The sequence below is a fragment of the Bacillus sp. 22-7 genome (genome assembly GCF_010628845.1).
Taxonomy (GTDB): Bacteria; Bacillota; Bacilli; order Bacillales; family Cytobacillaceae; genus Cytobacillus; species Cytobacillus firmus_B.
This window is the reverse complement of record NZ_NJQY01000009.1, coordinates 223,716-248,432: the sequence shown is the minus strand read 5'-3', so window position 1 is coordinate 248,432 and position 24,717 is coordinate 223,716. Positions and strand designations below refer to the sequence as shown.

General features: G+C 41.6%; 31 protein-coding genes. 7 read left to right on the top strand and 24 right to left on the bottom strand.

Features of this window, described 5'->3' with window-relative positions:
- On the bottom strand, window positions 1-981 hold the full coding sequence (locus CE058_RS08920) for a YncE family protein (RefSeq protein ID WP_163142000.1): 981 nt from the start codon (window positions 979-981) through the stop codon (window positions 1-3).
- Between the two features lie 236 nt (window positions 982-1,217).
- A complete protein-coding gene (locus tag CE058_RS08915) occupies window positions 1,218-1,484 on the bottom strand; it encodes a hypothetical protein (RefSeq protein ID WP_048009434.1) in 267 nt (88 codons plus the stop codon).
- Window positions 1,485-1,601: 117 nt separating this feature from the next.
- Here CE058_RS08915 and CE058_RS08910 point away from each other — a divergent pair, with 117 nt between their 5' ends.
- On the top strand, window positions 1,602-1,844 hold the full coding sequence (locus CE058_RS08910; protein ID WP_009332565.1) for a hypothetical protein: 243 nt from the start codon (window positions 1,602-1,604) through the stop codon (window positions 1,842-1,844).
- A 35-nt stretch (window positions 1,845-1,879) separates the two neighbouring features.
- On the opposite strand, the gene CE058_RS08905 is transcribed toward CE058_RS08910, so the two are convergent.
- From CE058_RS08905 to CE058_RS08895, 3 genes are all read right to left on the bottom strand, one after another.
- On the bottom strand, window positions 1,880-2,713 hold the full coding sequence (locus tag CE058_RS08905) for a hypothetical protein (RefSeq protein ID WP_163141997.1): 834 nt from the start codon (window positions 2,711-2,713) through the stop codon (window positions 1,880-1,882).
- 132 nt (window positions 2,714-2,845) lie between these two features.
- Window positions 2,846-3,766 carry a CobW family GTP-binding protein gene (locus CE058_RS08900; RefSeq protein WP_163141994.1) on the bottom strand — a complete coding sequence of 307 codons (921 nt, stop codon included), beginning with the start codon at window positions 3,764-3,766 and terminating at the stop codon, window positions 2,846-2,848.
- Window positions 3,759-4,160, bottom strand: a complete 402-nt coding sequence (locus CE058_RS08895; RefSeq protein ID WP_163141991.1) for a hypothetical protein — start codon at window positions 4,158-4,160, stop codon at window positions 3,759-3,761. The genes CE058_RS08900 and CE058_RS08895 overlap by 8 nt, the downstream gene beginning before the upstream one ends.
- Window positions 4,161-4,274: 114 nt before the next feature.
- On the opposite strand from CE058_RS08895, the gene CE058_RS08890 reads away from it, so the two are divergent.
- On the top strand, window positions 4,275-4,892 hold the full coding sequence (locus CE058_RS08890) for a class I SAM-dependent methyltransferase (protein ID WP_048009361.1): 618 nt from the start codon (window positions 4,275-4,277) through the stop codon (window positions 4,890-4,892).
- A gap of 41 nt (window positions 4,893-4,933) precedes the next feature.
- Here CE058_RS08890 and CE058_RS08885 read toward each other — a convergent pair whose 3' ends face one another.
- The 3 genes from CE058_RS08885 to CE058_RS08875 all read right to left on the bottom strand — a co-directional run bounded on the left by CE058_RS08885 (window position 4,934) and on the right by CE058_RS08875 (window position 7,855).
- Window positions 4,934-5,851 (bottom strand): LCP family protein, encoded by a 918-nt coding sequence (locus CE058_RS08885; protein ID WP_163141988.1) that lies wholly within the window; start codon window positions 5,849-5,851, stop codon window positions 4,934-4,936.
- 175 nt (window positions 5,852-6,026) lie between these two features.
- Window positions 6,027-7,505: a lmo1851 family serine protease gene (locus CE058_RS08880; protein WP_163142102.1), complete on the bottom strand. Its 1,479-nt coding sequence runs from the start codon at window positions 7,503-7,505 to the stop codon at window positions 6,027-6,029.
- A gap of 143 nt (window positions 7,506-7,648) precedes the next feature.
- On the bottom strand, window positions 7,649-7,855 hold the full coding sequence (locus CE058_RS08875) for a heavy-metal-associated domain-containing protein (RefSeq protein ID WP_163141985.1): 207 nt from the start codon (window positions 7,853-7,855) through the stop codon (window positions 7,649-7,651).
- Between the two features lie 259 nt (window positions 7,856-8,114).
- Here CE058_RS08875 and CE058_RS08870 point away from each other — a divergent pair, with 259 nt between their 5' ends.
- On the top strand, window positions 8,115-8,363 hold the full coding sequence (locus CE058_RS08870) for a hypothetical protein (RefSeq protein WP_227888300.1): 249 nt from the start codon (window positions 8,115-8,117) through the stop codon (window positions 8,361-8,363).
- A 19-nt stretch (window positions 8,364-8,382) separates the two neighbouring features.
- Here the strand turns inward: CE058_RS08870 and CE058_RS08865 are convergent, their stop codons facing one another.
- Together CE058_RS08865 and deoD are read right to left on the bottom strand one after the other, a co-directional pair.
- Window positions 8,383-9,255, bottom strand: a complete 873-nt coding sequence (locus tag CE058_RS08865) for a M15 family metallopeptidase (protein WP_163141982.1) — start codon at window positions 9,253-9,255, stop codon at window positions 8,383-8,385.
- 178 nt (window positions 9,256-9,433) lie between these two features.
- A complete protein-coding gene (gene deoD, locus CE058_RS08860) occupies window positions 9,434-10,138 on the bottom strand; it encodes a purine-nucleoside phosphorylase (protein WP_076261031.1) in 705 nt (234 codons plus the stop codon).
- A 153-nt stretch (window positions 10,139-10,291) separates the two neighbouring features.
- Between deoD and CE058_RS25060 the strand changes: the two genes are divergently transcribed.
- Together CE058_RS25060 and CE058_RS24740 are read left to right on the top strand one after the other, a co-directional pair.
- Entirely contained in the window at window positions 10,292-10,420 is a 129-nt protein-coding gene (locus CE058_RS25060) for a hypothetical protein (protein ID WP_258750918.1), read from the top strand.
- 15 nt (window positions 10,421-10,435) lie between these two features.
- Window positions 10,436-10,585 (top strand): hypothetical protein, encoded by a 150-nt coding sequence (locus tag CE058_RS24740; protein WP_197087636.1) that lies wholly within the window; start codon window positions 10,436-10,438, stop codon window positions 10,583-10,585.
- Between the two features lie 52 nt (window positions 10,586-10,637).
- On the opposite strand, the gene CE058_RS08855 is transcribed toward CE058_RS24740, so the two are convergent.
- The gene (locus CE058_RS08855; protein WP_048009367.1) at window positions 10,638-10,946 is read right to left on the bottom strand and encodes a YodL domain-containing protein; all 309 of its coding nucleotides are present in this window, start codon (window positions 10,944-10,946) and stop codon (window positions 10,638-10,640) included.
- Window positions 10,947-11,243: 297 nt separating this feature from the next.
- Here CE058_RS08855 and CE058_RS08850 point away from each other — a divergent pair, with 297 nt between their 5' ends.
- Window positions 11,244-12,101 (top strand): glycerophosphodiester phosphodiesterase, encoded by an 858-nt coding sequence (locus tag CE058_RS08850; RefSeq protein ID WP_286167950.1) that lies wholly within the window; start codon window positions 11,244-11,246, stop codon window positions 12,099-12,101.
- A 70-nt stretch (window positions 12,102-12,171) separates the two neighbouring features.
- Here the strand turns inward: CE058_RS08850 and CE058_RS08845 are convergent, their stop codons facing one another.
- Both CE058_RS08845 and CE058_RS08840 read right to left on the bottom strand, forming a co-directional pair.
- Window positions 12,172-12,942 (bottom strand): sporulation protein, encoded by a 771-nt coding sequence (locus CE058_RS08845; protein ID WP_048009368.1) that lies wholly within the window; start codon window positions 12,940-12,942, stop codon window positions 12,172-12,174.
- 247 nt (window positions 12,943-13,189) lie between these two features.
- Window positions 13,190-13,363 carry a YozD family protein gene (locus CE058_RS08840; protein WP_009332582.1) on the bottom strand — a complete coding sequence of 58 codons (174 nt, stop codon included), beginning with the start codon at window positions 13,361-13,363 and terminating at the stop codon, window positions 13,190-13,192.
- Between the two features lie 166 nt (window positions 13,364-13,529).
- Here CE058_RS08840 and CE058_RS08835 point away from each other — a divergent pair, with 166 nt between their 5' ends.
- On the top strand, window positions 13,530-13,691 hold the full coding sequence (locus CE058_RS08835) for a hypothetical protein (RefSeq protein WP_156185135.1): 162 nt from the start codon (window positions 13,530-13,532) through the stop codon (window positions 13,689-13,691).
- A 22-nt stretch (window positions 13,692-13,713) separates the two neighbouring features.
- Here the strand turns inward: CE058_RS08835 and CE058_RS08830 are convergent, their stop codons facing one another.
- From CE058_RS08830 to CE058_RS08780, 11 genes are all read right to left on the bottom strand, one after another.
- Window positions 13,714-14,409 carry a hypothetical protein gene (locus tag CE058_RS08830; protein WP_048009437.1) on the bottom strand — a complete coding sequence of 232 codons (696 nt, stop codon included), beginning with the start codon at window positions 14,407-14,409 and terminating at the stop codon, window positions 13,714-13,716.
- Window positions 14,410-14,553: 144 nt separating this feature from the next.
- The gene (locus CE058_RS08825; protein WP_048009369.1) at window positions 14,554-14,775 is read right to left on the bottom strand and encodes a YozE family protein; all 222 of its coding nucleotides are present in this window, start codon (window positions 14,773-14,775) and stop codon (window positions 14,554-14,556) included.
- 122 nt (window positions 14,776-14,897) lie between these two features.
- Complete coding sequence (locus CE058_RS08820) at window positions 14,898-15,191, bottom strand: YokU family protein (RefSeq protein ID WP_048009370.1); 294 nt, start codon at window positions 15,189-15,191, stop codon at window positions 14,898-14,900.
- Between the two features lie 10 nt (window positions 15,192-15,201).
- A complete protein-coding gene (gene kamA / locus CE058_RS08815) occupies window positions 15,202-16,632 on the bottom strand; it encodes a lysine 2,3-aminomutase (RefSeq protein WP_048009371.1) in 1,431 nt (476 codons plus the stop codon).
- A gap of 156 nt (window positions 16,633-16,788) precedes the next feature.
- Window positions 16,789-18,231, bottom strand: coding sequence for a sigma-54 interaction domain-containing protein (locus tag CE058_RS08810; protein WP_048009372.1), 1,443 nt, complete (start codon window positions 18,229-18,231; stop codon window positions 16,789-16,791).
- An 87-nt stretch (window positions 18,232-18,318) separates the two neighbouring features.
- On the bottom strand, window positions 18,319-19,176 hold the full coding sequence (ablB, locus tag CE058_RS08805; RefSeq protein WP_048009373.1) for a putative beta-lysine N-acetyltransferase: 858 nt from the start codon (window positions 19,174-19,176) through the stop codon (window positions 18,319-18,321).
- A gap of 117 nt (window positions 19,177-19,293) precedes the next feature.
- Window positions 19,294-20,715 carry an aldehyde dehydrogenase family protein gene (locus CE058_RS08800; protein ID WP_048009374.1) on the bottom strand — a complete coding sequence of 474 codons (1,422 nt, stop codon included), beginning with the start codon at window positions 20,713-20,715 and terminating at the stop codon, window positions 19,294-19,296.
- Window positions 20,716-20,727: 12 nt separating this feature from the next.
- The gene (gabT, locus tag CE058_RS08795; RefSeq protein ID WP_048009375.1) at window positions 20,728-22,059 is read right to left on the bottom strand and encodes a 4-aminobutyrate--2-oxoglutarate transaminase; all 1,332 of its coding nucleotides are present in this window, start codon (window positions 22,057-22,059) and stop codon (window positions 20,728-20,730) included.
- Window positions 22,060-22,061: 2 nt separating this feature from the next.
- The gene (locus CE058_RS08790) at window positions 22,062-23,339 is read right to left on the bottom strand and encodes a peptidase (protein ID WP_048009376.1); all 1,278 of its coding nucleotides are present in this window, start codon (window positions 23,337-23,339) and stop codon (window positions 22,062-22,064) included.
- A gap of 37 nt (window positions 23,340-23,376) precedes the next feature.
- Window positions 23,377-24,039, bottom strand: coding sequence for a 3-oxoacid CoA-transferase subunit B (locus tag CE058_RS08785; protein ID WP_048009377.1), 663 nt, complete (start codon window positions 24,037-24,039; stop codon window positions 23,377-23,379).
- Window positions 24,024-24,716, bottom strand: coding sequence for a CoA transferase subunit A (locus CE058_RS08780; protein WP_048009378.1), 693 nt, complete (start codon window positions 24,714-24,716; stop codon window positions 24,024-24,026). The genes CE058_RS08785 and CE058_RS08780 overlap by 16 nt, the downstream gene beginning before the upstream one ends.
- Window position 24,717 lies beyond the last annotated feature (1 nt).

The following is a 24,717-nucleotide window of genomic DNA, read 5'->3' as shown; positions in this document are numbered from 1 at the left end:
TCATTTCACACTCTCCCTAATGACTATTTTAAAAGGACCCTCTCCAAGCTTGATACTTTTAAGGGTTTTTAAATTTTCCGGGTCCAGTATATGTAAATCATTGCTGTCATAACCGGCCACTAATAGTTTACCTGCTGCAAAAGCCATTTCAAAAGGATTTGCCGCAATCGAAACAGATGCTGCTTCTTCCCCTGATTCATTAATTTTATATAACATATTTGACCCGTGGCTTAGGACATATACTTGATTTTCTTGTCCCAGAAAATTAATCGGCATCGAAGCTGCTGGAATTTTCTTTTTTAACTTTCCCGTTTCTTCATCATATACGTGGATATTTTGTTCAATCTCTACACCTTCTCCATGTCCGCCAATCCAGATTTCACCGTTTTTCTCATTGAGCCACGCACCGGCTGCTGAAGGATGGATTGTAAATTCTTCGCTTTTTTCTTTTGATTCAAGGTCGATAATTCCCATTTTTTTATGATTGAAGCTTAGAACAAATAACTTATTCTTTTCACGGGATTCCAGCAGGGTAAGCGGATCTATCTCAGATTCGACCTGTTTTTCTTCTTCTCCATTTAAATGAAAGAACCTAATTTTGTTTAAATACTGATCTGCAAAAACGATTTCATTCGTTTCAAGCAGGATTCCATTTACGATTCCTTCTCCTGTTTCCCAGCTGTTAATCAGTTTACCTTCCTTTAAGGAATAAAGGTCAGCCGTTTCAAGCTGTTTTCCATAAAGAAGGATGGAATCATTGTCCGGGAGAATTAAAGCGCCTGTATAAGGTTTCTCCATAGCCCATTCTGCCGCCAGCTTCTTTTTTTCCAGGTCCACAAAAGATATGGTCATATCCTTGATATTTACTGTGGCAGCAAAGCTAATATCCTCGGGTATTGCAGGCTGCCTCTTTTCTGAGCAGGAAGTAAGGAAGGCCGTTATGATCCATAAAAAGAAAAGCCAATACATTTTTTTTGACATACAATTTCTCCTCATGACTATCTTATCTTTATCTTACATTAACATTGTGAGATAAATGTGAAAGGATCTTGAAATCTGCAGTAAACCTATAAATTCAAAAGGCACTTTTCGTATAACATGTTGTTTTCGCTAACAATGTTGTCCGTTGATTTCCGCTCCAATCAACTCAGCATAAAATAAAAAGCGGCGACAAACCTTGCGAAAACAGCCATTAAAAAAAGAAGGTTTGACCCTCCCTATTTCAAACCTTCTGCTTCATGGATATGGATTTGGATAAGAGCTTCTTTGGATTTGTCATCCAGGTCTGAATGTGCAATTCTCTTAACCGCAAGGTAGAATTTTTCATAGATAGTCTTACGGACTCTTGGATGGGAATTTTCATCCCTTAATTCCCTGGAGATTGCTTTCTTCAAAATGTTTTCTGCGTCAGTATCCTCTTCGAGTTTCCGGTTATTCCATAGCTTCCGATATTCATTCAGAAGCTTTTCATAGTCTGGACTCATAACTTGCCACATCCCTTCCAAAACAGGAAACAAATATATTTCCTTACATGTATTTTTACATAAATAAATTTATAAATGCAAAAAATACAGCTAATATGCGAGAAAGGAGAATGAGTTATGAATTCACCTTATCGGTGCCCAAACTGTAAAACAAACAGAAGCCGATTCAATATTATTCAGCAGGTGCCTCAATCCATCAAAATGGATCCTCAGACAGGGAATGTTTTGGAAGAATACAGCAGTGAACAGCTGTCCCCCTTCCATATGCCTTACAAAGGCCCTGACAAAAGGGTTCAATGTGCGGCTTGCGGACTTGTAGAAGACGAGCGGACATTCATTAAATTTGGCGAAAAACAGTAAAACGAATAAAGGCCTGAGAGTCTATTCTCAGGCTTTTATTCGTTCAATAACTTATTTTCCTTTAAGAACCTTTTATTATCCACTTTCCATGGATCTGCCTGTGAAAAGCGCACAAGATGGATGCTGCCTCGAAAATGCTGTCTGCCGCGGTTTTTTATAAACCAATCCGCTTCCACCGGCACCTCCAGGCTCAGCTCATCTGTCAAATCCTCAGCCGGAAGGACGGGCATCGCACTCAGCCTTACATTCTCAATTCTGGGCATGAGTTTATTCCATGCTAAAGGCTGGAGGGAAATCGACTGGACAATCCTTGAATCCTGCTGTTTTAGTCCTGCCATGAATGCACTGATCACTTCATATGGATTGGCATTATTGAGATATCCATCAAGCTTTCCTGCCGCTTTCAAAATCATAAGCTTGTGTGATAAATCCATAAAGTTTGTTCGATGTGTGGTACTGCCGTAAAAATGAATGCAAAAATGCCCTGGAAAATTATTTTTCAATGCACCTCCTCCATGGGGCATGCCATGCATGGAAGCCGCTATCCATTGATTTCCATTAATTACAATGATGGCGCGCCGCTTCCAGCTCCATTTTCCGCCATAAATGCTTTTCATTATTTTTGTTTCTTCAGCATTTAATGGCTGAACATCTGCATGATGGCTTCCGGCACGCCGCTGGACTTTAAACTTCTTGCCTGTTTCAACATCCAGGACGGTAAATTTACTGTATTTCGGCAATATCCCATTCACTTTCTCCCATGCCAGCATCTCAATCCGCCAGCTAACCCCTTCTTCATCTGCAGATGTGTATGTGCCTCCTGCAAAAAGAAGAAAGATGAATACCATGACTATGTTTAATGTTTTCATAAATTCCACTCATTTATAGGTTTTTTCGGTTAGGCATTATATAATGAGTTTCCCAAAAAAAGGTTTTCTTCATTCATTCAGGCAATAAAAAAAAATCGCACCGTATGAATGCGATTCTCTTTAATGTCCTGATTAGATAGATTCTTCCAGAATCTTCAACCTATGTTCGATTTCTGCCCAATCAAGGTTCTCCCCAATAAACACCATATTCAGGGGCATATTGATGTTTTCCTGCATATAAAGCGGCATTCCATATGAAAACTGAAAAAGATACGGGTACTTTGAAGAATTCAGCTTCATATACCCTTTTATTCTGTACACAGTATCTGGAAGTCCTCTAAGAAAATCTTCAAAATCAATCTGATTGACAGGTTTTTGAAACTGATAAACGAACGTGCTAAGCTTTAAATCAGAAAAAACATGTGATCTGGAAGCCTTGCTCTTTTTCCCGGAGGACATATCTCTTACCTGCTTCACAGCAATCTTTGAATATGAAGTTAAGATGGTGAACGCCTGGCTGTTAAGACCCTGAATCTCCATTGTAAGCCGCGCCTGTTCCGCCTCGGAAAGTTTATCTGCTTTATTCAGGATTATTAAGTCTGCATGCCTTACCTGCTCAATTAAAAGCTGCTGCACCTGAGGGCTTAACACATTTCGATTAAGCCATCTTGGACTGTCAACAACAGAAATAATGCCTTTTACCTGCATCCTGTCAGCAAAAAGGGGAGAAAGGATGCTATCCAGAACTTCAATGGGATGAGCAGCACCTGTAGTTTCAATATAAATCGCTTCCGGCTTTTCAACCATCAATAATTCCTGAAGCTGCGCCTCGAGCTTATCTGAGATGGTACAGCATATACAGCCGTCAAGCAGCTCTTTTAATGGCACACCCTCATCGACTGCATCCGAGTCAATTGAAACTTTCCCAAGCTCGTTCATCATGACTGCCACTTTTCTGCCTTGCTTTTTTTCATCCTGGAGCAGCTGCTTTAGAAGCGTCGTTTTCCCGCTCCCAAGAAATCCTGATAATATATATATTTCTGTTTTATTCATACTTTTCCCCTTCTACACGATCTGCCAGCATTTCTTCAATCATAAGCATCATTTTCTTCTCTATTGAATCCATATCCAGATTGGTTAAATAACCAACAGAATGAAACATTTCCTGTTTGCATTTCCAGATGGGAATATAAGCATTCGGAAAAAATTCATCCTCCGTCTCTATTCCCAGTTCCAGAATGGATTCATAATCATTTTCAAACACATCGTTTTCTGATGCATGCCGGCCTTTTATCGTCCTGACTAGGTCCACTGCCAGATTTTCCTCTTCAGTTTGAAAGTCTGTTTTGTACTTATTAAGAAGTTTTTCTGCAAGCTTTTCACATTTTTGTTCAATATCTGATATTTGCCTGCGGCTCTCTTCATTAAGCTTTACTACCTGCTTCAAAGGATCACCTCTTTATAGCTATCCTGTCTAATGACCCATTGTATATGATTTTACCAGTCCATACAAACCATAAGACATATTTGCTATAATTTCTATTAAGGATGGTGGAGAAAAATGCTCGAAAATACTGGAGAAAGAATCATACTGGAGGAAATGCCGGTTACTAACGGAATGCTTCTGGAACATTTGGCACGTTACTATTTTGCCCTTTATTACGCTAAAGGAAGAGTGCTTGATATTGCCTGCGGGACGGGTTACGGTTCAAAAATAATGGCAAAAGCAAAGAAAAAAGAAATTAATGAAATTGTTGCAGTGGACATTGATGAGGGTGCACTGAACTATGCCAGACAGCATCATTATCATCCTCTCGTGCAATATATTAAAGCCAACGCGGAAGATGATTCCCTCCCTGAACAATTAGGATTCTTTGATGTGATAACGAGCTTTGAAACGCTTGAACACCTGCCATCAGAAGAAATATTCCTTAACAGTCTTTTTAAGATGCTAAAGCCAGGCGGGACTCTCATTTTATCCACGCCCTTCGGTGCCGGAAGGGGAAAGCCAACAAATGAGCCCTTCCATTTTCACCAGCTGACTGAAGATGAATTTATTGAACTGTTCAAGTCTTACGGAGAGACGGAATTTTATTATCAGAGAAGTGTTCTCATTGAACCGAAAAGAGAAGGCAAACACTACCCTTTTGGGATTGCAGTCTGCAGAAAAAGTAAATGAGGAGCCCGTGGGCTCCTCATTTACTTTTAATAGCGTCTCTCTCAGTTCTTTTCAGCATCCAAAAACTGCTTAAGCGCTTCTGAATTTTCTTCAAAATCAAGCTGGAGAACCGAACCGGCATGTTCATAAGTTTTATTCTCATAACTATCTTCAACAGGTACCCTAAGTGTTTCAATGTCATTGACAGGATTCATTAAAAACTTCACACCGAGTGATAATGCTTCTTCAATCTTTAAGTCGGTTTCAACGTATTTCATTGCCTGGCTGATTACTTCCGGAAACCTTGCTAAACCGGCAGGTGATGAGAATTGGTTCATCACTTCATCTTTAAGCCCAATTAAAATTTCCTGCTGCCGGTCAACTCTCCCGAAATCACTTTGTCCGTCATGTCGAAATCTCACATATGATAAAATGTCGCTTCCCTTAAGCTTTTGTTTTCCCGGCTCCAGATCCAATCCCATATCTTCAATCATGGCGGCACTGACTTCTGCTTCAATTCCGTCTGGGGCAATCGCATCAAGCATCGCTGTAAATCCCTTAAAATCAATAATTGCTGTATGATCGATTTGGACTCCGAAGTTTTGTTCTATTGTATCCTTTAATAATTCCTTGCCGCCTATATAATAAGCATGATTCAACTTGCTGTACATATATTGGTAATCCGGTATTTTTACATAGCTGTCCCTCATAAGAGAGACCAATTTAATGGATCCCCCGGAAGGTTCATAGCTGGCCAGCACAATGGCATCCGAACGTGAATCCTCTTCTCCTCTGCTATCGACACCAATCAGCAAAAAGTTTTTCGTTTCATTTACAATCGCTGAGGGCTCTTTATTCACCTTTTCGGACTCGCCGATCTCCGTCTCCTGCCTTGCATTATTGTTTTCTTTTTGCTGAAAAGACATGCAGCCTGATAGTATAGCTGCAGCCGCTGCAAATAGAATCATAATTTTTTTCAAGTAAATCACCCCTGCGCTGCTTAATAGTTAAGTTATTACCATTGTGGGAAAGAGAAACGCTTTCTATACCCACTTTCTAAGAACAGCCATACTTGAACTGCCCCCACCTGCCGCTACTCGCTTGAGGAAGGAATGAAAATGATGAAAAAAGCTCTCCGAATCGGAGAGCTTTAGATTATGACCCTATTTGTTTTTTCAGCACTTCAGCTGCTTTTTGAATTTGCGTATCATTTTGATCGATTTTTTCACGGAGTTTTTCCATCAGCCTAAGAGTAGACTGCCCTGATAATACTCCATTTTGATCAAGCTTTTCAGCAGCCTGGAATTCCTTGACAGCTGCTTCCGTTTTTTCATCAAAGAAACCGTCTTCTCTTCCAGGATCATATCCCAGAGCTTTCAGCATAGCTTGAGCTGCTTTAACCTGAGCTGAAGAAGCAGAAAGCTTTAATTCAGTGTCTGGATTAATAAATGGCAGTGCAGCGTATTCCGGCAAGGCCACTTTGTGGTCTGGTGTAATTCCCTTTTTATGAATCCAATTTCCATCCGGTGTCAGCCATTTTTCAGTAGTGAATTTCATGTTTGACCCATCGGAGAAGTCCTGTGCACGCTGGACGGTGCCTTTCCCAAACGATTTTTCACCGACAAGCGGCACATCTGCGGATTCGTGTACTGCCGCAGCCAGAATTTCTGATGCACTGGCACTTCCTTTATCAATCACAACGACTAAAGGTATATTCGGGTTTTCTTCTCTCTTTGATTTTACTTCTTCTCTGTTTCCATTGCGGTCTTCAATTTGGAATAATATCTCGCCATCCGGGACAAACAGGCTGGAGATTTCCACTGCCTGATCCAGAAGGCCTCCTGGATTCTGGCGAAGATCAAGGATTAATCCTTTCATGCCCTGCTTCTGCAATTCATTCAGAGTTTCAACCAGTTCTTTAGAAGTATTTTCTGAGAATGTAGTAATCTGTACTTTTGCAATACCATCTTCCAGCATTTCCCCATAGACGGTTTCAAGCGGAATGGTATCGCGTGTAATGGAAATTTTCATAGGCTCATCTGTGCCGGGACGCTGAACTGCAAGTTCTACTTTAGTCCCTTTTTCGCCTCTGATCAGCATAACGGCCTCTGTAGAGCTCATCCCCTGAAGGCTTTTTCCATCAACTGAGAGAACCTTGTCATTTGGCCTAAGCCCGGCTTTTTCAGCAGGTGAACCTTTCAATGGGGATACAATGACTATGTAGCCTTCCTGTTCCTGGATTTCAGCTCCGATTCCTTCAAAAGAGGACGAAATACTCTGATGAAAGCTTTCGGCTTCTTCTTCATTCATATAGTCCGAGTATGGATCATCCAGCGCTTCAAGCATACCGTTAATAGCGCCATTTATAAGGTTATTTTGATCCACTTCCTGGAAATAGTTTGCTTTCAGGGTATCATAAGCTGTATACAGCTTATCAAATTCCCTTCTTTCGCTTGTTCCAACATCTACTGCCTTTTCATCTCCAAAGGCCAGTGCAAAGGTAGTAATTCCAGCTGAAAGAAACACAATAAAAAACAGCAGCATTACAAAATGAAACTTTTTCATGCGGATAAAACCAGAATGGTTATTATCTGGTGTTTCTGAAGTTTCTTTGTTTAAATCTTCATTTTGCAAACTTTTCACCACTTTCGTCACCGTAAAATAACTATGTACAATCCTTAATGATTAGAATAACATTTATCGATTAAATTACAAAGAAAAATGTGTGCAGCAATTAAAGAGCGCCAGCAAAATAATGCATGGCGCTCTTTCTTATGTCAGGCTACCCCATAGCCCTGGTCTTCTATCGCTTTAATCAAATGTTCCTTATCAGATTTTTCAGGATCATAGAAGATTTCTGCATGTTCATCATGAAAGGCAATTGAGACGCTTGCCACGCCATCGATGGAGAGAAGGGCATTTTTGACTGCCTCTTCACAATGGCCGCAGGTCATGCCTGCAACTTTAAATGAAACTTTTTCCAAAGCATGTGCCTCCTTTTTACAAAAGTAAACCTTACTTTATTAATACCTCATTGAAGGAGGTTTATAAACATCAGGTAAACAGACAGCCGGCCCGGTCATACTTCACTTGAATTAAAGCGGCATTTACATCAGGAAAATAAAAGATTAATGTTTTGCCGGTATAAACATATTTTATTATAAAGCCATTTTAAAAAACTCTATCAAACCTTTTCATCATCCAGACCTTAGCTCTCCCAGCACTTTCTTAAGGGGTGAATTTATGATGTTAACCGCAATATTATGGATAAGCTTCGCATTTTCCCTAATCAGCCTGATTGCCGGGATCATGAATCAGTCATGGAAACTTGCTCTATTAAGTTTTTTTCTGCTGCTGCCATTGGGATATTCTTTAACAGGGGCAGAAAATGTGCTCCGTTTCCTATCAGGCCTTCCAGCTGTACCCTTCATTTTAGCGGTTATATTCTATTTTCAATCAGGAAAAAGCAGTCTGAAGGAGAAAGGCAAATAAAAGAGGCCATTTTGGCCTCTTAGATTTTTTTAACAAGATCAAAGTACTCTTCCAAAGTCCATTTCTTTTCATAAATGACTTTCGCAGCTTCATGGCCCACATAACGGAAATGCCAAGGCTCATATTTATAACCTGTGATGGCTTCTTTTCCTTTTGGATAGCGGAGAATAAATCCATAATGATGCGCATTTTCAGCAAGCCACTTTCCTTCCTTTGTCTCCCCGAATTCTTCGGAAAGCTCAAGACTTGCACTTCTGCTGGAAATATCCATTGTAAGTCCTGTCTGATGTTCACTGCTCCCGGGAATCGCCACAGCCTGAACCGCTTTATCTTTACCCACTCTATTTACTTCGGCCTCAAAAACTTCCGATTGCCGTGTAAATGAGCGATAGCCGGAAACAGCAAATAATTCCACACCTTCATTCAATGCTCCTGTAAACAGCTTTTCCAGCTCTTCAGCTGCGTCCTGTCGCATATAGCTCTTTTCCAAATCTAACTTCCCGTATGAAAATGCGACATCCGGGATCATTAGGTTGGATGGTTCATAGCCATCCGGAAGGCTGAATTGTTTATTCACCAGGACCATCACATTATCAGGGTTCTGGATAATATTTCTGCCATCCACAGTTTTAATATCATTAAAATATGAAGCTTCCAATGAAAGAGGATCCTTTTGAATATCTTTCTTGTCTTCATTGCCTGCGTCCCCGGCACTGTTTTCTTCTCTATTTAGTGATTCATTTTCTTGAGAAGGTTCATCGAGGCTTTTATCTTCCCCAAGGAACGGAATTTTTTCAATAAGCGGCTTTGCTTTATCCAAATACGGATCTAGCTGGCTGCAGCCGGAAAGCAGAAGGCTGAGGGTCCCTGCCATAATTATGATCTTCTTCATTCAAACTCACCTGTCTTTTTATTTCTTTGCAACATTACTATTTTAACACTACACGTCAACTAGTCCATAATTGTGTTAAAAACAGGACAAACGGCACAAATATCATTTTTAATAATTTGAAAATTACATTCTTCAAAAAAAAATAAAACTGGCTCAGGTGAACCAGTTTCATTCTATATTATTCCTTAATAGCAGCTTCAAGTGCCACTTCAATCATTTCATTGAAGGTGGTTTGTCTTTCTTCAGCAGTCGTTTCCTCACCTGTCAGGATGTGATCACTGACTGTTAGGACAGATAGTGCTTTGCGGTCAAACTTCGCTGCAAGTGTATATAGAGCGGCTGTTTCCATCTCAATTGCCAGGATCTGATACTTTGCCCATTTTTCAAGTTCCGAATTGTCATTATAGAACATGTCAGCTGTGAAGACATTTCCGACTTTAAGGTTTAATCCTTTTTCAACACCTGCATCATAAGCTTTTTTCAATAGATCAAAATTGGCTGTCGGCGCAAAGTCAACCCCTCCGAAAGTAAGCCTGTTCATTTGGGAATCTGTAGAAGAGCTCATTGCAAGAATTACATCGCGAACCTTTACATCTTTTTGAATCGCACCGCACGTTCCTACTCTTATCAGGTTTTGGACATTATAGCTTTGCATCAGTTCATTGATATAGATGGAAATGGATGGAACCCCCATGCCTGTACCTTGAACTGATATGCGCTTCCCTTTATACGTTCCTGTATAGCCAAACATGTTGCGGACTTCATTGTAGCACTCCGCATTTTCTAAAAATGTTTCTGCAATATATTTTGCACGCAAAGGGTCTCCAGGAAGCAGGACCGTTTCCGCAATTTCATTTTCTTTAGCACCAATATGTACGCTCATAAATCTAACCTCCAAGTTAATTCTGAAGCTGATGTAAATGCTTCCAAGTCAAACTATACCATATGTGCCACCAGTTAGAAACAAATAAGACAGGGCATTTTTTTTCCCTGTGCGGGAAAGATAATTTTAGCTTTTCCAAAGGAGGTTGTAATCATGCCGCAAAAAGGAATGAGCAAAAAACTCAGGCAGGCAGTCCAGCATGCCAATGAGACAAATCCATCTTCCAGGGCTAATACCGAGCCTAATACATCCAAAACAGTCAAAACAATAAGCAATCGATAAGCGGAGGGACTTAAGATGGGCAAAAAGCACCGTAACCGTATAAACTCACCAAAGAAGAATAATCATATTCCTGCAGAAGCCATTGTTGCAGAGCAGGAAGCGCATGGCAAGGAATACACAGCCAACAAACGCAAAAACAGTCCGGGATCAAACATAACCGAATAGACTATTTAATAAAAATAAACAGGAGAGCTATTATGCCCTCCTGTTTTCTTATTTATCTAATATGTATCCTATTAACTTCTTCCCAGCCGCCCGGCTTCAGCTGATAATAAAATTGCCCTCTTCTGCCTTCATCAATATAGAGTATATCTCCTGTGGAAATAAACCGGCCATCGAAATCCTCCGGGATCCGATCATGCACATTAAACTTTCTAAAAACTGATTCAAGGCATTCATCATGAGTCAAAGCTTCTACATTAAGGCGATATACTTGCTGAAAGCCTTTTTTGCCCCTGAATTCAGGTGTTTGAAAGATCGTAACATCATACTCTCTTCTTTTGATCCTTGTTAATTCCATCAGCATATGGCATCCCCCTCTTATTCCCAGCATCCGTTATTTATGGCTGATTCTAATTCACCAAGTGACCTGTCAACTATCGAATAAGGTCTTCAAAAGCATTCTTATGACGTTTTTCCAGCCAGCTGCCTAAATTTAAGTGAACAACTTTTCATTACTGTTTAATTAGCCATTTTTATTGTCGTTTCCTCCATCAAAAAAATTCTATTTTTGTCGATTAACGGTTTTTTTCGTAAAGTAAACGCTTTCAAAAATGTTTAATCTGCATATTATGTATAAAAGTCTTATCTGGAGGTGATGAAATTGCTGGTATCTAAAAAGCCTGTTTTGCTTTCCATCCTAATTGGAATGTTGTTAATGACTATTTCTTATTTTTTTCAGCCTCTCATGCCATTTAAGTCCATCGCACACAGAGGCGCATCTGCACTTGCACCGGAAAACACGCTTGCATCGTTTGAAAAAGCTATTGAAATGGGTTTTGACTATATCGAGTTAGATGTAAGGCTGAGCAAGGATAAACAGTTGGTTGTTATTCATGACGCCAATGTTTTGCGAACTACCGACGGTGAGGGGCTAATTGAGGAATTAACAGTTAAAGACTTAAAAAAACTGGATGCAGGATCATGGTTTTCTCCTGCGTATGCCGGTGAAAAAATCCCTTTATTGACTGAAGTATTAAAACAAGCCAGCGGAAAAATAGGAATTATAATTGAAATGAAATCACCGGAAAATCAGCCTGGCATGACAGAAATTCTCGCAGACGTACTAAACTCTTACAAACCCGACAGTCAGATAAAAGTCCAATCTTTTCATATTAATGAAATGAAAAAGTTTCACGAGCTGGCTCCCGAGATTCCTGCTGGCCTGCTGCTGAGCAAACACCTGGACTTGTTTCATTTGGCATCCTACCGCGATTTTGCCTCTTTTCTATCTGTTCACCATCTCCTGCTTTCCAAGTCCTTCATTAATCAAGCTGAATTATTCGGTTATGAGATCTATTCGTGGACCATCAGTAAACAATACCAATTTGCAGACATGCAGAGGCTTGGTGTTCACGGCATTATTTCCGATGATGAGAAGAGAATCCCCGATTCAATCATGTACGTGCTCATAACCCCCTTTTTAAAAGGACAGGATTTAATTAAAACACTTCTGGCGTAACCTATAGCGCTCCACTGTCGCAGCCAAAGCAAAAAAAACGATGGGCATCACCCATCGTTTTCTCAATGAATTAAGCATATTTTGCAATGACCGATTGAAGCTTTTGCTGCATATAAGGAATATCTGCATTTGTAACAGTGAAACGGACAAATGTTTCATCCATTTCCAGTGCTTCTGCCAGGAATCCGCCTATTCCTCTCGCTTTACGGTCTACTTGCATCATAACCTCGGTCTCTCCGTTTGACAGTGGAAAAAAGACCACTTCCAGTTCATCAAGTTTTCCTCTGAAAGGACCGGAGACTGGAACAAATTCAAACTCCTGGATAAACGGAAGCCTTCTGCGAAGGCGGTGCGGAGCCTGTTCACATTCTGCTTCCCGCAAACGGAATCCCATACTTGAAACAGCGTTCAATACAGAATCCATCAGCGGGGTAGCAGCAACACGAATATAATCCTTATCTGCAGGATCTACCGCGTTTTTTATATCCAGTCCTGTCGTCACCCAAATTTTCGTTTTGCCAAAAGACAAAGGTGTGTCAGCTGGAAGGTTAAAGGTAAAAGGAATTTCCTTTCGTTCATTGGCTGCCAGGGTAAAGGATTGAGCAAGCCTGAAACGGTCAATCAGACCGGAGACTGTATATTTTTTATCATCTGATTCTTTAATATAAGTAGTATTCAATGAAAGGTAAATATCATCAATTTTCTGTTCGGTGCTGCCCCCTGTAATCTCAACCACGCCTCTGAGGGCTTCGCCCGGAACTGCTAAATCCTTTTCAAGTTTCGTATCCACTTTTGCTGATCCAATTCCCACACTTGCCAAAACCTTATTAAAAAATGACATATGCTTCTCTCCCTGTTTCATTTTTTATTTTTACTGCATATATAAAGCAAAGCACTTATTTCACTTAGATATACGTGCTTATTAACAAGAAGGTTTCATTTTCAATGGCGGCAGCACATATTTTTTTTCGGAATTGCTGCGTTCACTGCATACCTCAGAAAATGCTGTGTTTAGAATATGTATGTGTAAGATGTTCCTGCTGCTCCGCAAAAAAATGACGAGCATCGTTCCTCGTCATTTTTCTATATCAGTCATCTTCAATTTCTTCATCAATGATGCACTTTTGCAGCAGGTACTCAAACGTGATATCTGCAAGTTCATCCAATTCTCCTTCAGTAGGCACATATCCCCTTTTTGCCAGCTCATGAAAGAAAAACTCAGCAATTTCTTCTGTATCTATTACGACTTCTATTTCCTTCACAGCAACGCCCCCTTTGTACAAAATGTATGAAGCACTCCCTGGATTCATGCAGAACAAGCCATATTCTTTATTTTATTTTCGATGCATTTTTTTTCAGTTAGGACATACATATAGGATAAACAGCCAGCAGTAATCCATTTTATACAGAAATTGAGGAGGCAGCGACATGTCCAGTATATCCAGACTAGCCCTACTAATTAAAGAAGATGTTAATCGTGATGAAAGTTCTATAGTAAATCTTTATAGCAATCTATTAAATGCCTGGTTCAAGCTCGTCATATGGTTTGGCATCCCATTTTTACTGTATCTCCTGGTCACCTGGCTCTAAAGAGCAAAGACTTCTGTGCTTTTTACACAGTGCTCTTATCATCATTGTTGGCAATATGCTTCAGCTTTCTGAGTATAACCCGCATGATATGCTTATACTCATCATCCTGAAACATTTCATAAAGAATACGATAATCATTGTATATATCAAGCAAACCATCAATCAGCACTTTTCTTTCTTTTATCCCTTCAAGCAATTCCTTTTCTGCCTTGCGGAATGAATGTGCCGTTTCCCTTAATTCAGGAAGCTTTTCTTTTTTATTGATCATATAGAGGAGCCCAAGCTTTTGAATAAATGCATCAGCACTTTCAGCATCCGCAACGAGTGTCAGCTCTTCTTCCCCTGCTTCCAGCCATTCCCCGTCATTAATTCTTGAAAGCTCATAAATAACATCTTCCCATGCATCTTCTTTGTATCTCCAAATTTCCGTCCTGAAGCCTACGATTTTGAAAAGATCCGAACCATACCCCTTGACTTGGACAAGGTCGCCAAAAAAGTATTTATATTCGATGTCAATATGCTCCTTTTCCATAATCTCACCTTCATACTCAGACAGCATTTGAAGGCTGGATTCCATATATAGGCCTTCACTTTTATTGACTTCATAGACGTACATATCATCTAGCCACTTTACATCTGTTACTTTTCCGACTGTACCATAAATAGTGATCACGACTGTATCACCGATTTTGTACTTGGGTTTTTTCTTTTTGCTCATTTCCTCCATCCTCTCAATGACTGAGTCGTGAGTAGTGAATACAATAGTATATGCACTTTTTATGAAAATCGTCCGTACGTTCATCACAATCAGCCATCTCAAAATAAAAAACACTCCTATGCAGGAGTGTTTCAAAATGTTCATTCAGCTTTCAGAGAGTACATACAATTGCCAGGCTTCATCGAAAATAGACATGGTCTCCAGATAACTTCCGTTCAGTTCAAGGTAAGAGCTTACCTCATCATAATCATAAGCTGTTTTCGGAAAGCTGTGGTCCTCATATGCGTCATTGGCAAAACGGCTGATGTTATCCTTTGGTGCAGGATGTCTGTATTTCATTAAAAAGTGATAGAAAGTTTTTGACATACTAACGCCTTCCTTTTTTTTCTGTCGTTCATTAATTTATTTCCTACTATAATCGAATTGTGCTAAGCTCGTCTACTTATACACATTAAAAACAGCCCGCATATCTGCGGGCTGCCTTTTCCTCACTTATCATAGGAAGAGAAATCAAAATAATTTCGCTTCAGCAGCCTTGGCTGCTCCATCAATTTTTCATAATTAATCTCTTTTCCGATCTTCTTGACATCAATCAAAAATAGCTGGTCCTCAATCGACTTAACAAGCTCATCTGACTGGTAAACCATATCACAATCCCTGCAGGAAATGGAAGGTGTCTCATTTATTTGGATGGCTCTTGTTCCATCAGGGAGCTCCCAATAAACCGTTTCACTGCTTTCACTTATATTTTGGCTTTCACACCAGGCACATTTATTTCCCATTCCTGTCCTCCTATTCCTTGGCAGCTGCAGCTTCTGAACCCGCTTCTGCTGCAGGACTCTGCTTTGTCTGCTGGGCATTGAATTTCTTTTCCTTTAATTCATCCCGTTTGCCCCGCTTATCTTTCAAAGAGCTGTGCTCTGGGTCGCTGTCATATTTTTCACGGCGATCCAGTCTTGCCAGGCCTTCAGGCACCAGGTTGAATTGCTGGTCATTCATTAGCGCCGCAATGCCTACATTTGATTTTTTCTCATCCATATCAGGATAAATTTCTTTAAAGTAGCCTTCTGCACGGCCTGGGACATAGTTTTCAGGCTCAGGATAAGTGGTGATTACACCTTCGAAATTGCGAAGGACCACTTTGTCAGCACTTTGCGAGATCAAATAATTCGGCTGCAGTGAAATCTTTCCGCCTCCGCCAGGCGCATCGACCACAAAAGTCGGGACAGCATAGCCGGATGTATGTCCCCTTAGCCCTTCAATAATTTCAAGCCCTTTCGAAACCGGAGCGCGGAAATGGCCAATGCCTTCAGAAAGATCACATTGGTATATATAATAAGGACGGACCCGGATTTTAACAAGGTCATGCATCAGTCTTTTCATAATTGGAACGCTGTCGTTTATGCCTGCCAAAATAACTGATTGATTACCCACGGGCACACCGGCATTTGCCAGCATCTCACATGCTCTCTTGGAATCTTCGGTAATTTCAATGGAAGTGTTAAAATGTGTATTTAACCACACTGGATGATACTTTTTCAGGATATTGCATAAATTCTCGGTGATCCGCTGGGGAAATACAACTGGAGCCCTCGTGCCAATTCTGATGATTTCAACATGGTCGATTTCACGCAAATTTTTCAGGATGTATTCAAGAATATTGTCATTGATCAAAAGTCCATCTCCGCCAGAAATAAGAACATCTCTAACCTGAGGAGCATTCCTGATATAACTGATTGCCGCATCAAGCTGTTTTTTCGGTACACCCATGCCTATTTGTCCTGAGAACCTTCTTCTTGTACAATAACGGCAATACATTGAACATTGGTTTGTTACCAAAAATAAGACCCGGTCAGGGTAGCGGTGCGTTAATCCCGGAACTGGGGAGTCTTCATCTTCGTGCAGCGGATCTTCAAGATCATATTTAGTTTTATAGATTTCATTTGAAATAGGGACGGATTGCATCCTCACCGGACACCGCGGGTCATCCGGATTCATAAGTGAAGCATAATAAGGTGTAATATTTAATGGTATGGTTTTTGCAGAAATCCTGACTCCTTCCTCCTCTTCTGGTGTAAGATTAATCACCTTTTTCAAATCATCAACTGTCCGAATGGTATTCGTCAGCTGCCAGAGCCAGTCATTCCATTGTTCTTCTGTGACGTCCTTCCATAGCTCAATATCTTTCCAATGCCGATCCGGTTTATATAAAAAGTTCTTCATCTCTATTCCCCCTATATGAATTTCTATAAAATATACATTGCAAGTTTCATGCCAATTCTGAATATTTTGTACTATCATATGAAATCCCTACCGGATTGGCGATTGTTTGCAACTTAAGGGATACTTTCATTTCCGTTAAAACAAAAAAGGTGCCGATTACTCGGCACCTTCATGAGTGTTACTAACCAGGATTCTGTTATTCATTTCAATATTATACTTGGCCAGTTTATATTGCAGTGTCTGACGGGGCACCTCTAATAGCTTTGCGGCTTTTTTTATATTTCCGTTTGTTTCTTGAAGAGCTTTTTCGATTAAAGCTTTTTCCTGCTTTTCCATACTTGCCTTTAATGGCTGGATTTTTAGTGAAAGATCCTGTTTATTCTTTTGAAGCTGCTGTTTCATTATAACTGGCAAATCCTCAGCTTTAAGAAAGTCTTCTTCACAGACATTCATCATGTACTCGATTGTATGCTTTAATTCCCTGACGTTTCCGGGCCAATGGTATTGTCTGAAAAAGGCCAGCACATCCTCTCCGATTCCTGAGAGGCTTTTGTGTAACACCTGATTAAATTGCTTAATAAAATGATGGGCAAGAAATTCAATATCTTCCTTTCTCTCCCTTAGCGGCAGGAGCCCGAATGTGAGAACGTTTAAGCGGTAAAATAAGTCCTTTCTCATTTGGTTTTTCTCAAGTGCTTCCACTGGATGGATATTCATGGCTGCAATCACCCGTACATTGACCTGTGAACTCTTCGGACTTCCTACTCTTCGGACAATGCCATCCTCCAGCACTCTAAGCAGTTTAGCCTGCAGCTCAATCGGCATGGCATGTATTTCATCGAGAAAGAGTGTCCCGCCATCGGCTAATTCAAATAGCCCCGGCCGGTCTACTGCTCCAGTATAGCTTCCTTTAGCAGTCCCAAAAAGAATGCTTTCAAGCAAGGACTCCGGTATTGCCGCACAGTTCTGTGCAATAAATGGGCCTTCAGTTCTTGAGGAAGAATGATGAAGCCCCTGAACAAAGAGCTCCTTTCCGCACCCGCTTTCCCCAAACACAAGAATGGAAGAATCGGATTTTGCCAGTTTGGCTGCTTCCTTTTTAATATTGTTCATTTCCTTATTTATTGTGAGAAGGCTATCCAATGTATACTGTACATTATTGGCAGCAGCCGCTTTGTTGAGGGGCTGTTTTATTTTTTTGCGCAAATCAAGAAGGCTTTCAGAAAGAAGCTTCAATCTGGAGTAGTCCTTGGCAATCTCAACAGCTCCCGCTACCTTCCCATTAACAGTTATAGGGAGAGTGGTATTGATGGTTTCTATTTGTGCACCATGGAGGTTTACATAGGACTGAGTCTGATTATAAATCGGTGCTTTTGTTTTCATAACTTTTAATAAAGTGCTTGTCTCTTTATCCAATGAGGGAAAGACTTTCAGAACAGGTTTTCCGATTACCTCAGAAACCTCCAGACCATCGTGTCTAGCAGCTATTTCATTATAAAAAATGGTAATTCCATTCAAATCCACTACATGAATCCCTTCATCAATCCCTTTTAGTATGGCGGCCAGAACTTCTTTAGAAATACTTTGAGTTTCAACCATTAAATCCCCCCCTCTTATGTATATGACAGGGTGCCGAAAACCTGTCAGGATTGTGCCGAAAATCCGGCACTTCTTTTTGAGGATCCGTCAATCCGAATAAGCCAAATTCTTTACCCAGACATTCATATTTTCAAGTTTATCGAAAATATAGCAGTTGTTAAGAAGACGGCCCCGATAGGAATAGCCAAGCTGATGCAGAACGGCATTCATACCGAATGACAGCGCTCTGGCGATGGAGTAGGCACAGAATACACCCTGCGATTTTAGATCTTTCTCCAATTTTTCGAGGAGTATTTTCATTAAACCATGTTTACGGTGGGATGGGAGTGTCGCACAATCTGTCAGTTCTGCGTTTTTATAAAAAAGATTGACCTCCGCTGATGCGGCACTGACAAGGTCACCTTTATATTGAAATGCGTAATAAATGGTGCCCTCCCGGATTGTCTTTTTTATATATGAGGGATCATGAAGAGGTGTTGGATAAATCTTAAATACTTCACTGTATAGTTCAGCCATTTTTTCAGCATCCTGCTCCGTTATTTTTATAAGCTGATATTCAGAAGGAGGCATTATGACATCCGGGTTTCTTTCAAGGGCGGTTACATTTTTAACGATGCTGTCTTCAGAGATCCAGTGTCCATTGGTTCTCCTTTCGTCAGAAAAATACTTGCAGAAAAAGTATTGATCAGAGCCGCGGAAATATCCGTCGATAACAGCCTCGCACTGAAACCCCATCGCAAGAAGATCTATATAATTTTCAACTCTTCCCCTGAAAATTAATTTCTCACACTGGTATTCTTTTGCTGTTTTCTCTGCTTCATGGACGGCATCTGCCAATTTACCTGCATAATCGTCTACCCTTAATCGTTTATTGAATGAATCAAGATAGAATTCGGCCACAAAGCCTTCTTTTTTTAATGTTTTTACCGAAGCAGTATTATTCATTGCTAAGACCCCCTTCTATTAATAAAACTGCCCGGCCAGGGGGCCAGGCATTATGATAGCTTAAAGAATACCGGCCAAAACAGCAACTTTATCGGCTAAGTATTCTTTCTTTTCATCTTAGTCAATTTTAAAGCTGATAAGCTTCATCTCTGTCATTTCTTCAACAGCATATTTGATTCCTTCACGTCCCATTCCGCTCATTTTCACTCCTCCATATGGCATGTGGTCTACACGGAAGGTTGGGAAATCGTTCACCATTACCCCGCCGACATGAAGCACTTTTGCTGCTTTGAAGGCTTTGTTCACATCATTGGTGAAAACACCTGCCTGAAGGCCAAAATCTGAATCATTTACAAGTGCCAGCGCCTCTTCAAAGCTGCTGAATGAGTTAATATGAACCACTGGTGCAAATGCTTCCTCACAAGAAATTTTTTCAGATTTGTCAACATTCAGCAGCACGGTCGGATACAATGTATTATCTGTCGCATTCCCGCCAAGAGCAAGCTCCGCTCCGCTTTCTACGGCACTCTTGATCCAGGTCTCTGCGCGTTCAGTGTCACTCCGGGAGATCATCGCTGAAATATCCGTATCCTCATTAAGCGGATCGCCGATTTTCAGCTTTTTGGCTTCCTCTACAAAACGCTCGGCAAATGTCTGGTACAGAGATTCATGCACATAGATGCGCTGCACGGAAATACATACCTGACCCTGGAAGGCAAAAGCCCCGGCTGCGATACGCGGGACAATTTTCTCCACGTCTGCATTCTCATCCACAACAACTGCTGAATTCGAACCTAATTCAAGTGTTACTCTCTTCAAGCCTGCATGTTCGCGGATCTGCCTGCCTACTTCCGGGCTGCCTGTAAAAGTAATCATTGATATGCGTTTGTCGGCAACAAGTACATCCCCAACCGTTCCGCCGCTTCCGGTTACCACATTCAGCACTCCGGCAGGAAGTCCTGCTCTGTGGAAAATATCAGCAATTTTGTAGGCCGACATTGGCGTTTGAGATGCAGGTTTTAAAACAATCGTGTTGCCGGCCGCAATAGCCGGTCCCACTTTATGCGCAACCAGGTTCATAGGAAAATTGAATGGCGTGATGGCTCCGATAATCCCGAGAGGCTCCCGTACTGTATAGGAGACTCTGCCTTCGCCTCCCGGAGCCGCATCCATTGGGATTGTTTCTCCATAAAGTCTGCGCGCTTCCTGGGCAGCGAAGGTATATGTCATGATGGTGCGGTCAACTTCTCCTCTAGCAGCCTTTATCGGCTTTGAAGCTTCTAGCGCAATAATTTTTGCGCACTCCTCTTTTTCCTCCTTCATGATGGCGACCACATTTTCCAGTATTTCCGCCCGTTTATGGGCAGGCATATCAGCTATTACTTTTCTGGATTGTTCTGCCGCATCAATTGCTGACTTCACATCGGAAGGAGCTGCCATGGCAACTTCTGCAATAACCTCCCCGCTATAAGGGCTCTTTAATGCTTTGTAATTCTCTGTTTCCTTGAACTTTCCGCTGATCCATAAATGTTGTTTCAATGGAATCCCTCCTTATGTGCAGCATTCACCTATTACTTCTTCCAGTATGGAAAATCCTTCATCAAGCTGTTCATTGGTTGTCACAAGCGGGCTGAGCAACCGAATAATATTGCCATATAAGCCGGCGCTCATTATGATGAGGCCGCGATTGTGTGCCTTTGACAGGATCTCCTGAACGATTTCTTTATTGGGTTCCTTTGTTTCCTGATCTTTAACAAATTCAATGGCACACATTGCTCCTAAAGAACGTACTTCACCCACTTGCTTATATTTTAAAGGAAAATCAGAAAATTTTTCAGTGAAAAGACTTCCGATTTCATTTGCTCTTTCTAATAATCCTTCTTCCTCAATCGTCCGAATCACTTCTAATGCAGCTGCACAGCCTAGCGGACTGCCTCCATAAGTTCCGCCGATTTCACCAATATTTGGTGAATCCATTATGTCTGCTCTTCCAGTTACAGCACTGACCGGCAATCCGGCACCGATCGATTTAGACATGGTCATAAGATCCGGCACAACATCATAATGCTCCATGGCAAACATTTTGCCTGTCCTGCCAAATCCTGTTTGTACCTCATCAGCAATAAAAAGGATTCCATGTTTTTCACAAAGCGCTTTAACACCTTTTATAAAATGGGAAGACGGAATAACAAAACCGCCTTCACCCTGAACAGGCTCCATAATGACAGCAGCAACTTCTTCAGGCGGCACCTCGCTCAGAAAAAACGTTTCGAATCTTTTAAGCAGGGCATTATCATGGTCTTTATCCTTTAGCCCCTCGCTGCGATAATAATAAGGATAAGGCCATTTATGCGTTTCCGGCGCAAATGGCCCGAATTCATATTTATATGGTTTTACCTTGCTCGTTAAGCTCATGGACATATAGGTCCGGCCATGGAATCCCCTTTCAAATGATATAATTCCTTTTCTGCCTGTATATTTCCTTGCTATTTTAACCGCATTTTCCACTGCCTCTGCTCCGGTGCTTAAAAAGAAGGTTTTTTTGCTGTGATTGCCGGGTGTAATGCTGTTGAGTTTCTCTGCCAGCTTGATATAAGGCTCATACATCATGACATGGAAGCATGGGTGAAGATATTGGTCAATTTGGGCATGGAGCGCTTCAACAACCCTTGGCGGACAGTGTCCAACATTCAGGGTCCCGATTGCCCCCGCAAAATCAAGAAAAGTATTCCCATCTATATCTGTCAGAAGTGCTCCATCCCCTTTAGCAGCAAATGTCTGCATCGTGTTAAATGGCCCCTTTGGGACATTCTTCTCTTTTTTAGCCAGTAACTCCTTCGCTTTTGGTCCCGGCAGCTCTGTTCTTATATTAATTGATCCCATCCTTATTTCCCCTCTCCCTGATTAGTGCCGCACCATTCCAGTATGGCCAGAGCAATAATTTCAGCCGCATCAAAAACTTCCTCTAAGGAAATAAATTCGTTAACATCATGTGCGGCTTCCGTTACACCTGGGCCGAATACAACAACAGGTGTATTTCCTACTTTGGATAATATGCCACCATCCGTGCCCCATGGTGATGCCTCAACTGCCGGCTGTTTTCCCTTTACAGTTTCAAAGGATTCCGATAATACAGCCATTAAAGGATGATCCTGCTCCAGATCTCCAGGCAGCCAGCGTCCGCCAAACCATTCAACTTGAGGAGGATTCTTTTTAAGCCACGGATCATTTTGTGCCGCTTCCTTCAGGCAATCTTCCAGCTCTTTTTCGGCCGATTTCATCTCTTCGTCCGGCGCTACCCCCATCCTTCCCTCTATGACAGCAATATCCGGTACGGAAGATGGCCACTCTCCGCTGTATATTTTTCCGATATTAATTGGAATCGGAATAGGGATTTTTGAATAGAGCGGGTCTTCAATGTTAAGGTTCCTTAACTTCTCAAGCTCCTGAAGCTTTGTCATCACATACATTGCTTTTTCGATGGCATTGACGCCCTCATATCGGGTTCCGCCATGAGCTGAACGCCCTTTTACTGATATCCGAAACCACATCGAGCCCTGCTGTTTTGGAAATAGTTTCATATTTGTCGGTTCGGGAATGATTGCCCCATCCGCTGAATATCCCCTGAGGACTGCTGCCAATGTACCCGCCCCGCCGCTTTCTTCTTCTATGACACTTTGAAAAATCACATCGCCTTTAAGCTTGATTCCAATCGCAATAATGGCCTCCATGGCAAGCAGGAGCGAAACGGTACCGCCTTTCATATCGGTCGAACCACGGCCAAATAACTTTCCATCTTCAATTCTGCCGCTAAATGGATCATGTTCCCAATCATTTCGGTCTCCCTCCGGAACGACATCAATATGGCCATTGAGGATGATCGACCTTCCTCCGCCTGTTCCTTTCAAAACAGCCACCACATTGGGATTTCCGGAAAAATCCTTTCGATCCGAACAAAATGCAGGATGCTTAATCAATTGTTCCTTGCCGATTTCCCAAATATCAAGGGTTAGTCCAAGTTTGCGGCATTTTTCAATGATGACGGCCTGTGCACTGCTTTCATTTCCGCGGATGCTGCCTTCCTGGACTAGCTGCTGAAGAAGTCTTGTTCCTCTTTGCTTATTTTCTTCCAGCCATTGTTTAACCTTTGCATGATCATTCATATTCTCACTCCTTTTTAGACCCAATCCAATATATCTATCAATTAATCACTCTCACATTCTCAGCAATTGTAAGACTGCAGCCCGTTTTTGCCCTTACTTCATTAATAGAGTGCGGCGCAAACAAGTCAGTCAGTGTGAGTCCATGAGCTGAGATTTGAAAGACGGCCATCTCTGTAATAATCATGTTTACACAGCGTGCTGATGTAAGAGGCAGGGTGCACTCCTCCACAATTTTGGGGTTCCCGTACTTGTCTGTCTGGTTCATAAGGACAATGACTTTTTTTGCTTTTTGGGCAAGCTCCATTGCACCGCCCATGCCAGGAACTTTCTTTCCCGGTACAATCCAATTTGCCAGGTCCCCTTTTCCGCTTACCTCCAGGGAGCCAAGAATTGTCATATCAACTCTTCCTCTGCGTATCATCCCGAATGCAATGGTGCTGTCGCAATATGAAGCACCTTTTACAATGGAAACCGGAAAACCTCCTGCATTACAGAGATTCTCATCTTCCTTCCCTTTCTCCGGACTTGGCCCCATACCTGTAATGCCATTTTCCGCATGAAACATTACGTTTGTCCCGGCAGGCAAATGATTGGGCACAAGCGATGGGATTCCAATTCCGAGATTTACAATCATTCCGTTCTTTATTTCCTCAGCAGCACGTTTGGCAATACGATTTCTAATCTCTACTCCCATGCCCATTTCCAATTCACTCCCTTCGAAGGAACGATATAATTAACGAAAACGCCCGGTGTTATAATTTCATCAGGATCCAGGCTGCCAAGCGGGACAATTTCCTCCACTTCCGCAATGGTCATATCACCAGCCATGGCGACAAGCGGGTTTGTGTTTCTGGCACTTTTGTCAAAAATTAAGTTCCCGTAAGGATCAGCTTTCTTAGCAAAAACAATCGATACATCTGCAGTCAGTGCCGTCTCGACAAGATAATTTTTTCCGCCCACGCTGCATGTTTGCTTATTGCCGGTCACAATGTCGTTATCAAGGCCAATGTCGGAAAGGATGGCAGGTATGCCGACTCCGCCAGCTCGTATTCTTTCTGCCAATATCCCCTGGGGTGAAAATTCCACCTCCATCTTTCCATCTGTCATAAGTTGGCCCGCAACGGGATTTGAGCCAATATGAGAAGCAATCATTTTTTTTGCCCTTCCCTGGCTTACCACCTTCCCGATTCCAATATGAGGAAAGCCTGAATCATTTCCAATAAGGGTTAAATCTTTGAATCCATTATCCAAAATACCGTCAATAAGGGATGGAGGGGTTCCAATTCCGCCGAAGCCGCCAAACATAATGATCATGCCGTCCCGAAAATGCTTCATTGCATCATCAAGTTCAATAATCTTATTAAATGTGTTCTCCATT

Coding starts and splice junctions, on each gene's coding strand:
- CE058_RS08920 (WP_163142000.1), bottom strand. CDS start 981: ATGTCAAAAAAAATGTATTGGCTTTTCTTTTTATGGATCATAACGGCC.
- CE058_RS08915 (WP_048009434.1), bottom strand. CDS start 1,484: ATGAGTCCAGACTATGAAAAGCTTCTGAATGAATATCGGAAGCTATGG.
- CE058_RS08910 (WP_009332565.1), top strand. CDS start 1,602: ATGAATTCACCTTATCGGTGCCCAAACTGTAAAACAAACAGAAGCCGA.
- CE058_RS08905 (WP_163141997.1), bottom strand. CDS start 2,713: ATGAAAACATTAAACATAGTCATGGTATTCATCTTTCTTCTTTTTGCA.
- CE058_RS08900 (WP_163141994.1), bottom strand. CDS start 3,766: ATGAATAAAACAGAAATATATATATTATCAGGATTTCTTGGGAGCGGG.
- CE058_RS08890 (WP_048009361.1), top strand. CDS start 4,275: ATGCTCGAAAATACTGGAGAAAGAATCATACTGGAGGAAATGCCGGTT.
- CE058_RS08870 (WP_227888300.1), top strand. CDS start 8,115: ATGATGTTAACCGCAATATTATGGATAAGCTTCGCATTTTCCCTAATC.
- CE058_RS08865 (WP_163141982.1), bottom strand. CDS start 9,255: ATGAAGAAGATCATAATTATGGCAGGGACCCTCAGCCTTCTGCTTTCC.
- deoD (WP_076261031.1), bottom strand. CDS start 10,138: ATGAGCGTACATATTGGTGCTAAAGAAAATGAAATTGCGGAAACGGTC.
- CE058_RS25060 (WP_258750918.1), top strand. CDS start 10,292: ATGCCGCAAAAAGGAATGAGCAAAAAACTCAGGCAGGCAGTCCAGCAT.
- CE058_RS24740 (WP_197087636.1), top strand. CDS start 10,436: ATGGGCAAAAAGCACCGTAACCGTATAAACTCACCAAAGAAGAATAAT.
- CE058_RS08855 (WP_048009367.1), bottom strand. CDS start 10,946: ATGCTGATGGAATTAACAAGGATCAAAAGAAGAGAGTATGATGTTACG.
- CE058_RS08845 (WP_048009368.1), bottom strand. CDS start 12,942: ATGTCATTTTTTAATAAGGTTTTGGCAAGTGTGGGAATTGGATCAGCA.
- CE058_RS08835 (WP_156185135.1), top strand. CDS start 13,530: ATGTCCAGTATATCCAGACTAGCCCTACTAATTAAAGAAGATGTTAAT.
- CE058_RS08830 (WP_048009437.1), bottom strand. CDS start 14,409: ATGAGCAAAAAGAAAAAACCCAAGTACAAAATCGGTGATACAGTCGTG.
- CE058_RS08825 (WP_048009369.1), bottom strand. CDS start 14,775: ATGTCAAAAACTTTCTATCACTTTTTAATGAAATACAGACATCCTGCA.
- CE058_RS08820 (WP_048009370.1), bottom strand. CDS start 15,191: ATGGGAAATAAATGTGCCTGGTGTGAAAGCCAAAATATAAGTGAAAGC.
- kamA (WP_048009371.1), bottom strand. CDS start 16,632: ATGAAGAACTTTTTATATAAACCGGATCGGCATTGGAAAGATATTGAG.
- CE058_RS08810 (WP_048009372.1), bottom strand. CDS start 18,231: ATGGTTGAAACTCAAAGTATTTCTAAAGAAGTTCTGGCCGCCATACTA.
- ablB (WP_048009373.1), bottom strand. CDS start 19,176: ATGAATAATACTGCTTCGGTAAAAACATTAAAAAAAGAAGGCTTTGTG.
- gabT (WP_048009375.1), bottom strand. CDS start 22,059: ATGGGATCAATTAATATAAGAACAGAGCTGCCGGGACCAAAAGCGAAG.
- CE058_RS08790 (WP_048009376.1), bottom strand. CDS start 23,339: ATGAATGATCATGCAAAGGTTAAACAATGGCTGGAAGAAAATAAGCAA.
- CE058_RS08785 (WP_048009377.1), bottom strand. CDS start 24,039: ATGGGCATGGGAGTAGAGATTAGAAATCGTATTGCCAAACGTGCTGCT.
- CE058_RS08780 (WP_048009378.1), bottom strand. CDS start 24,716: ATGGAGAACACATTTAATAAGATTATTGAACTTGATGATGCAATGAAG.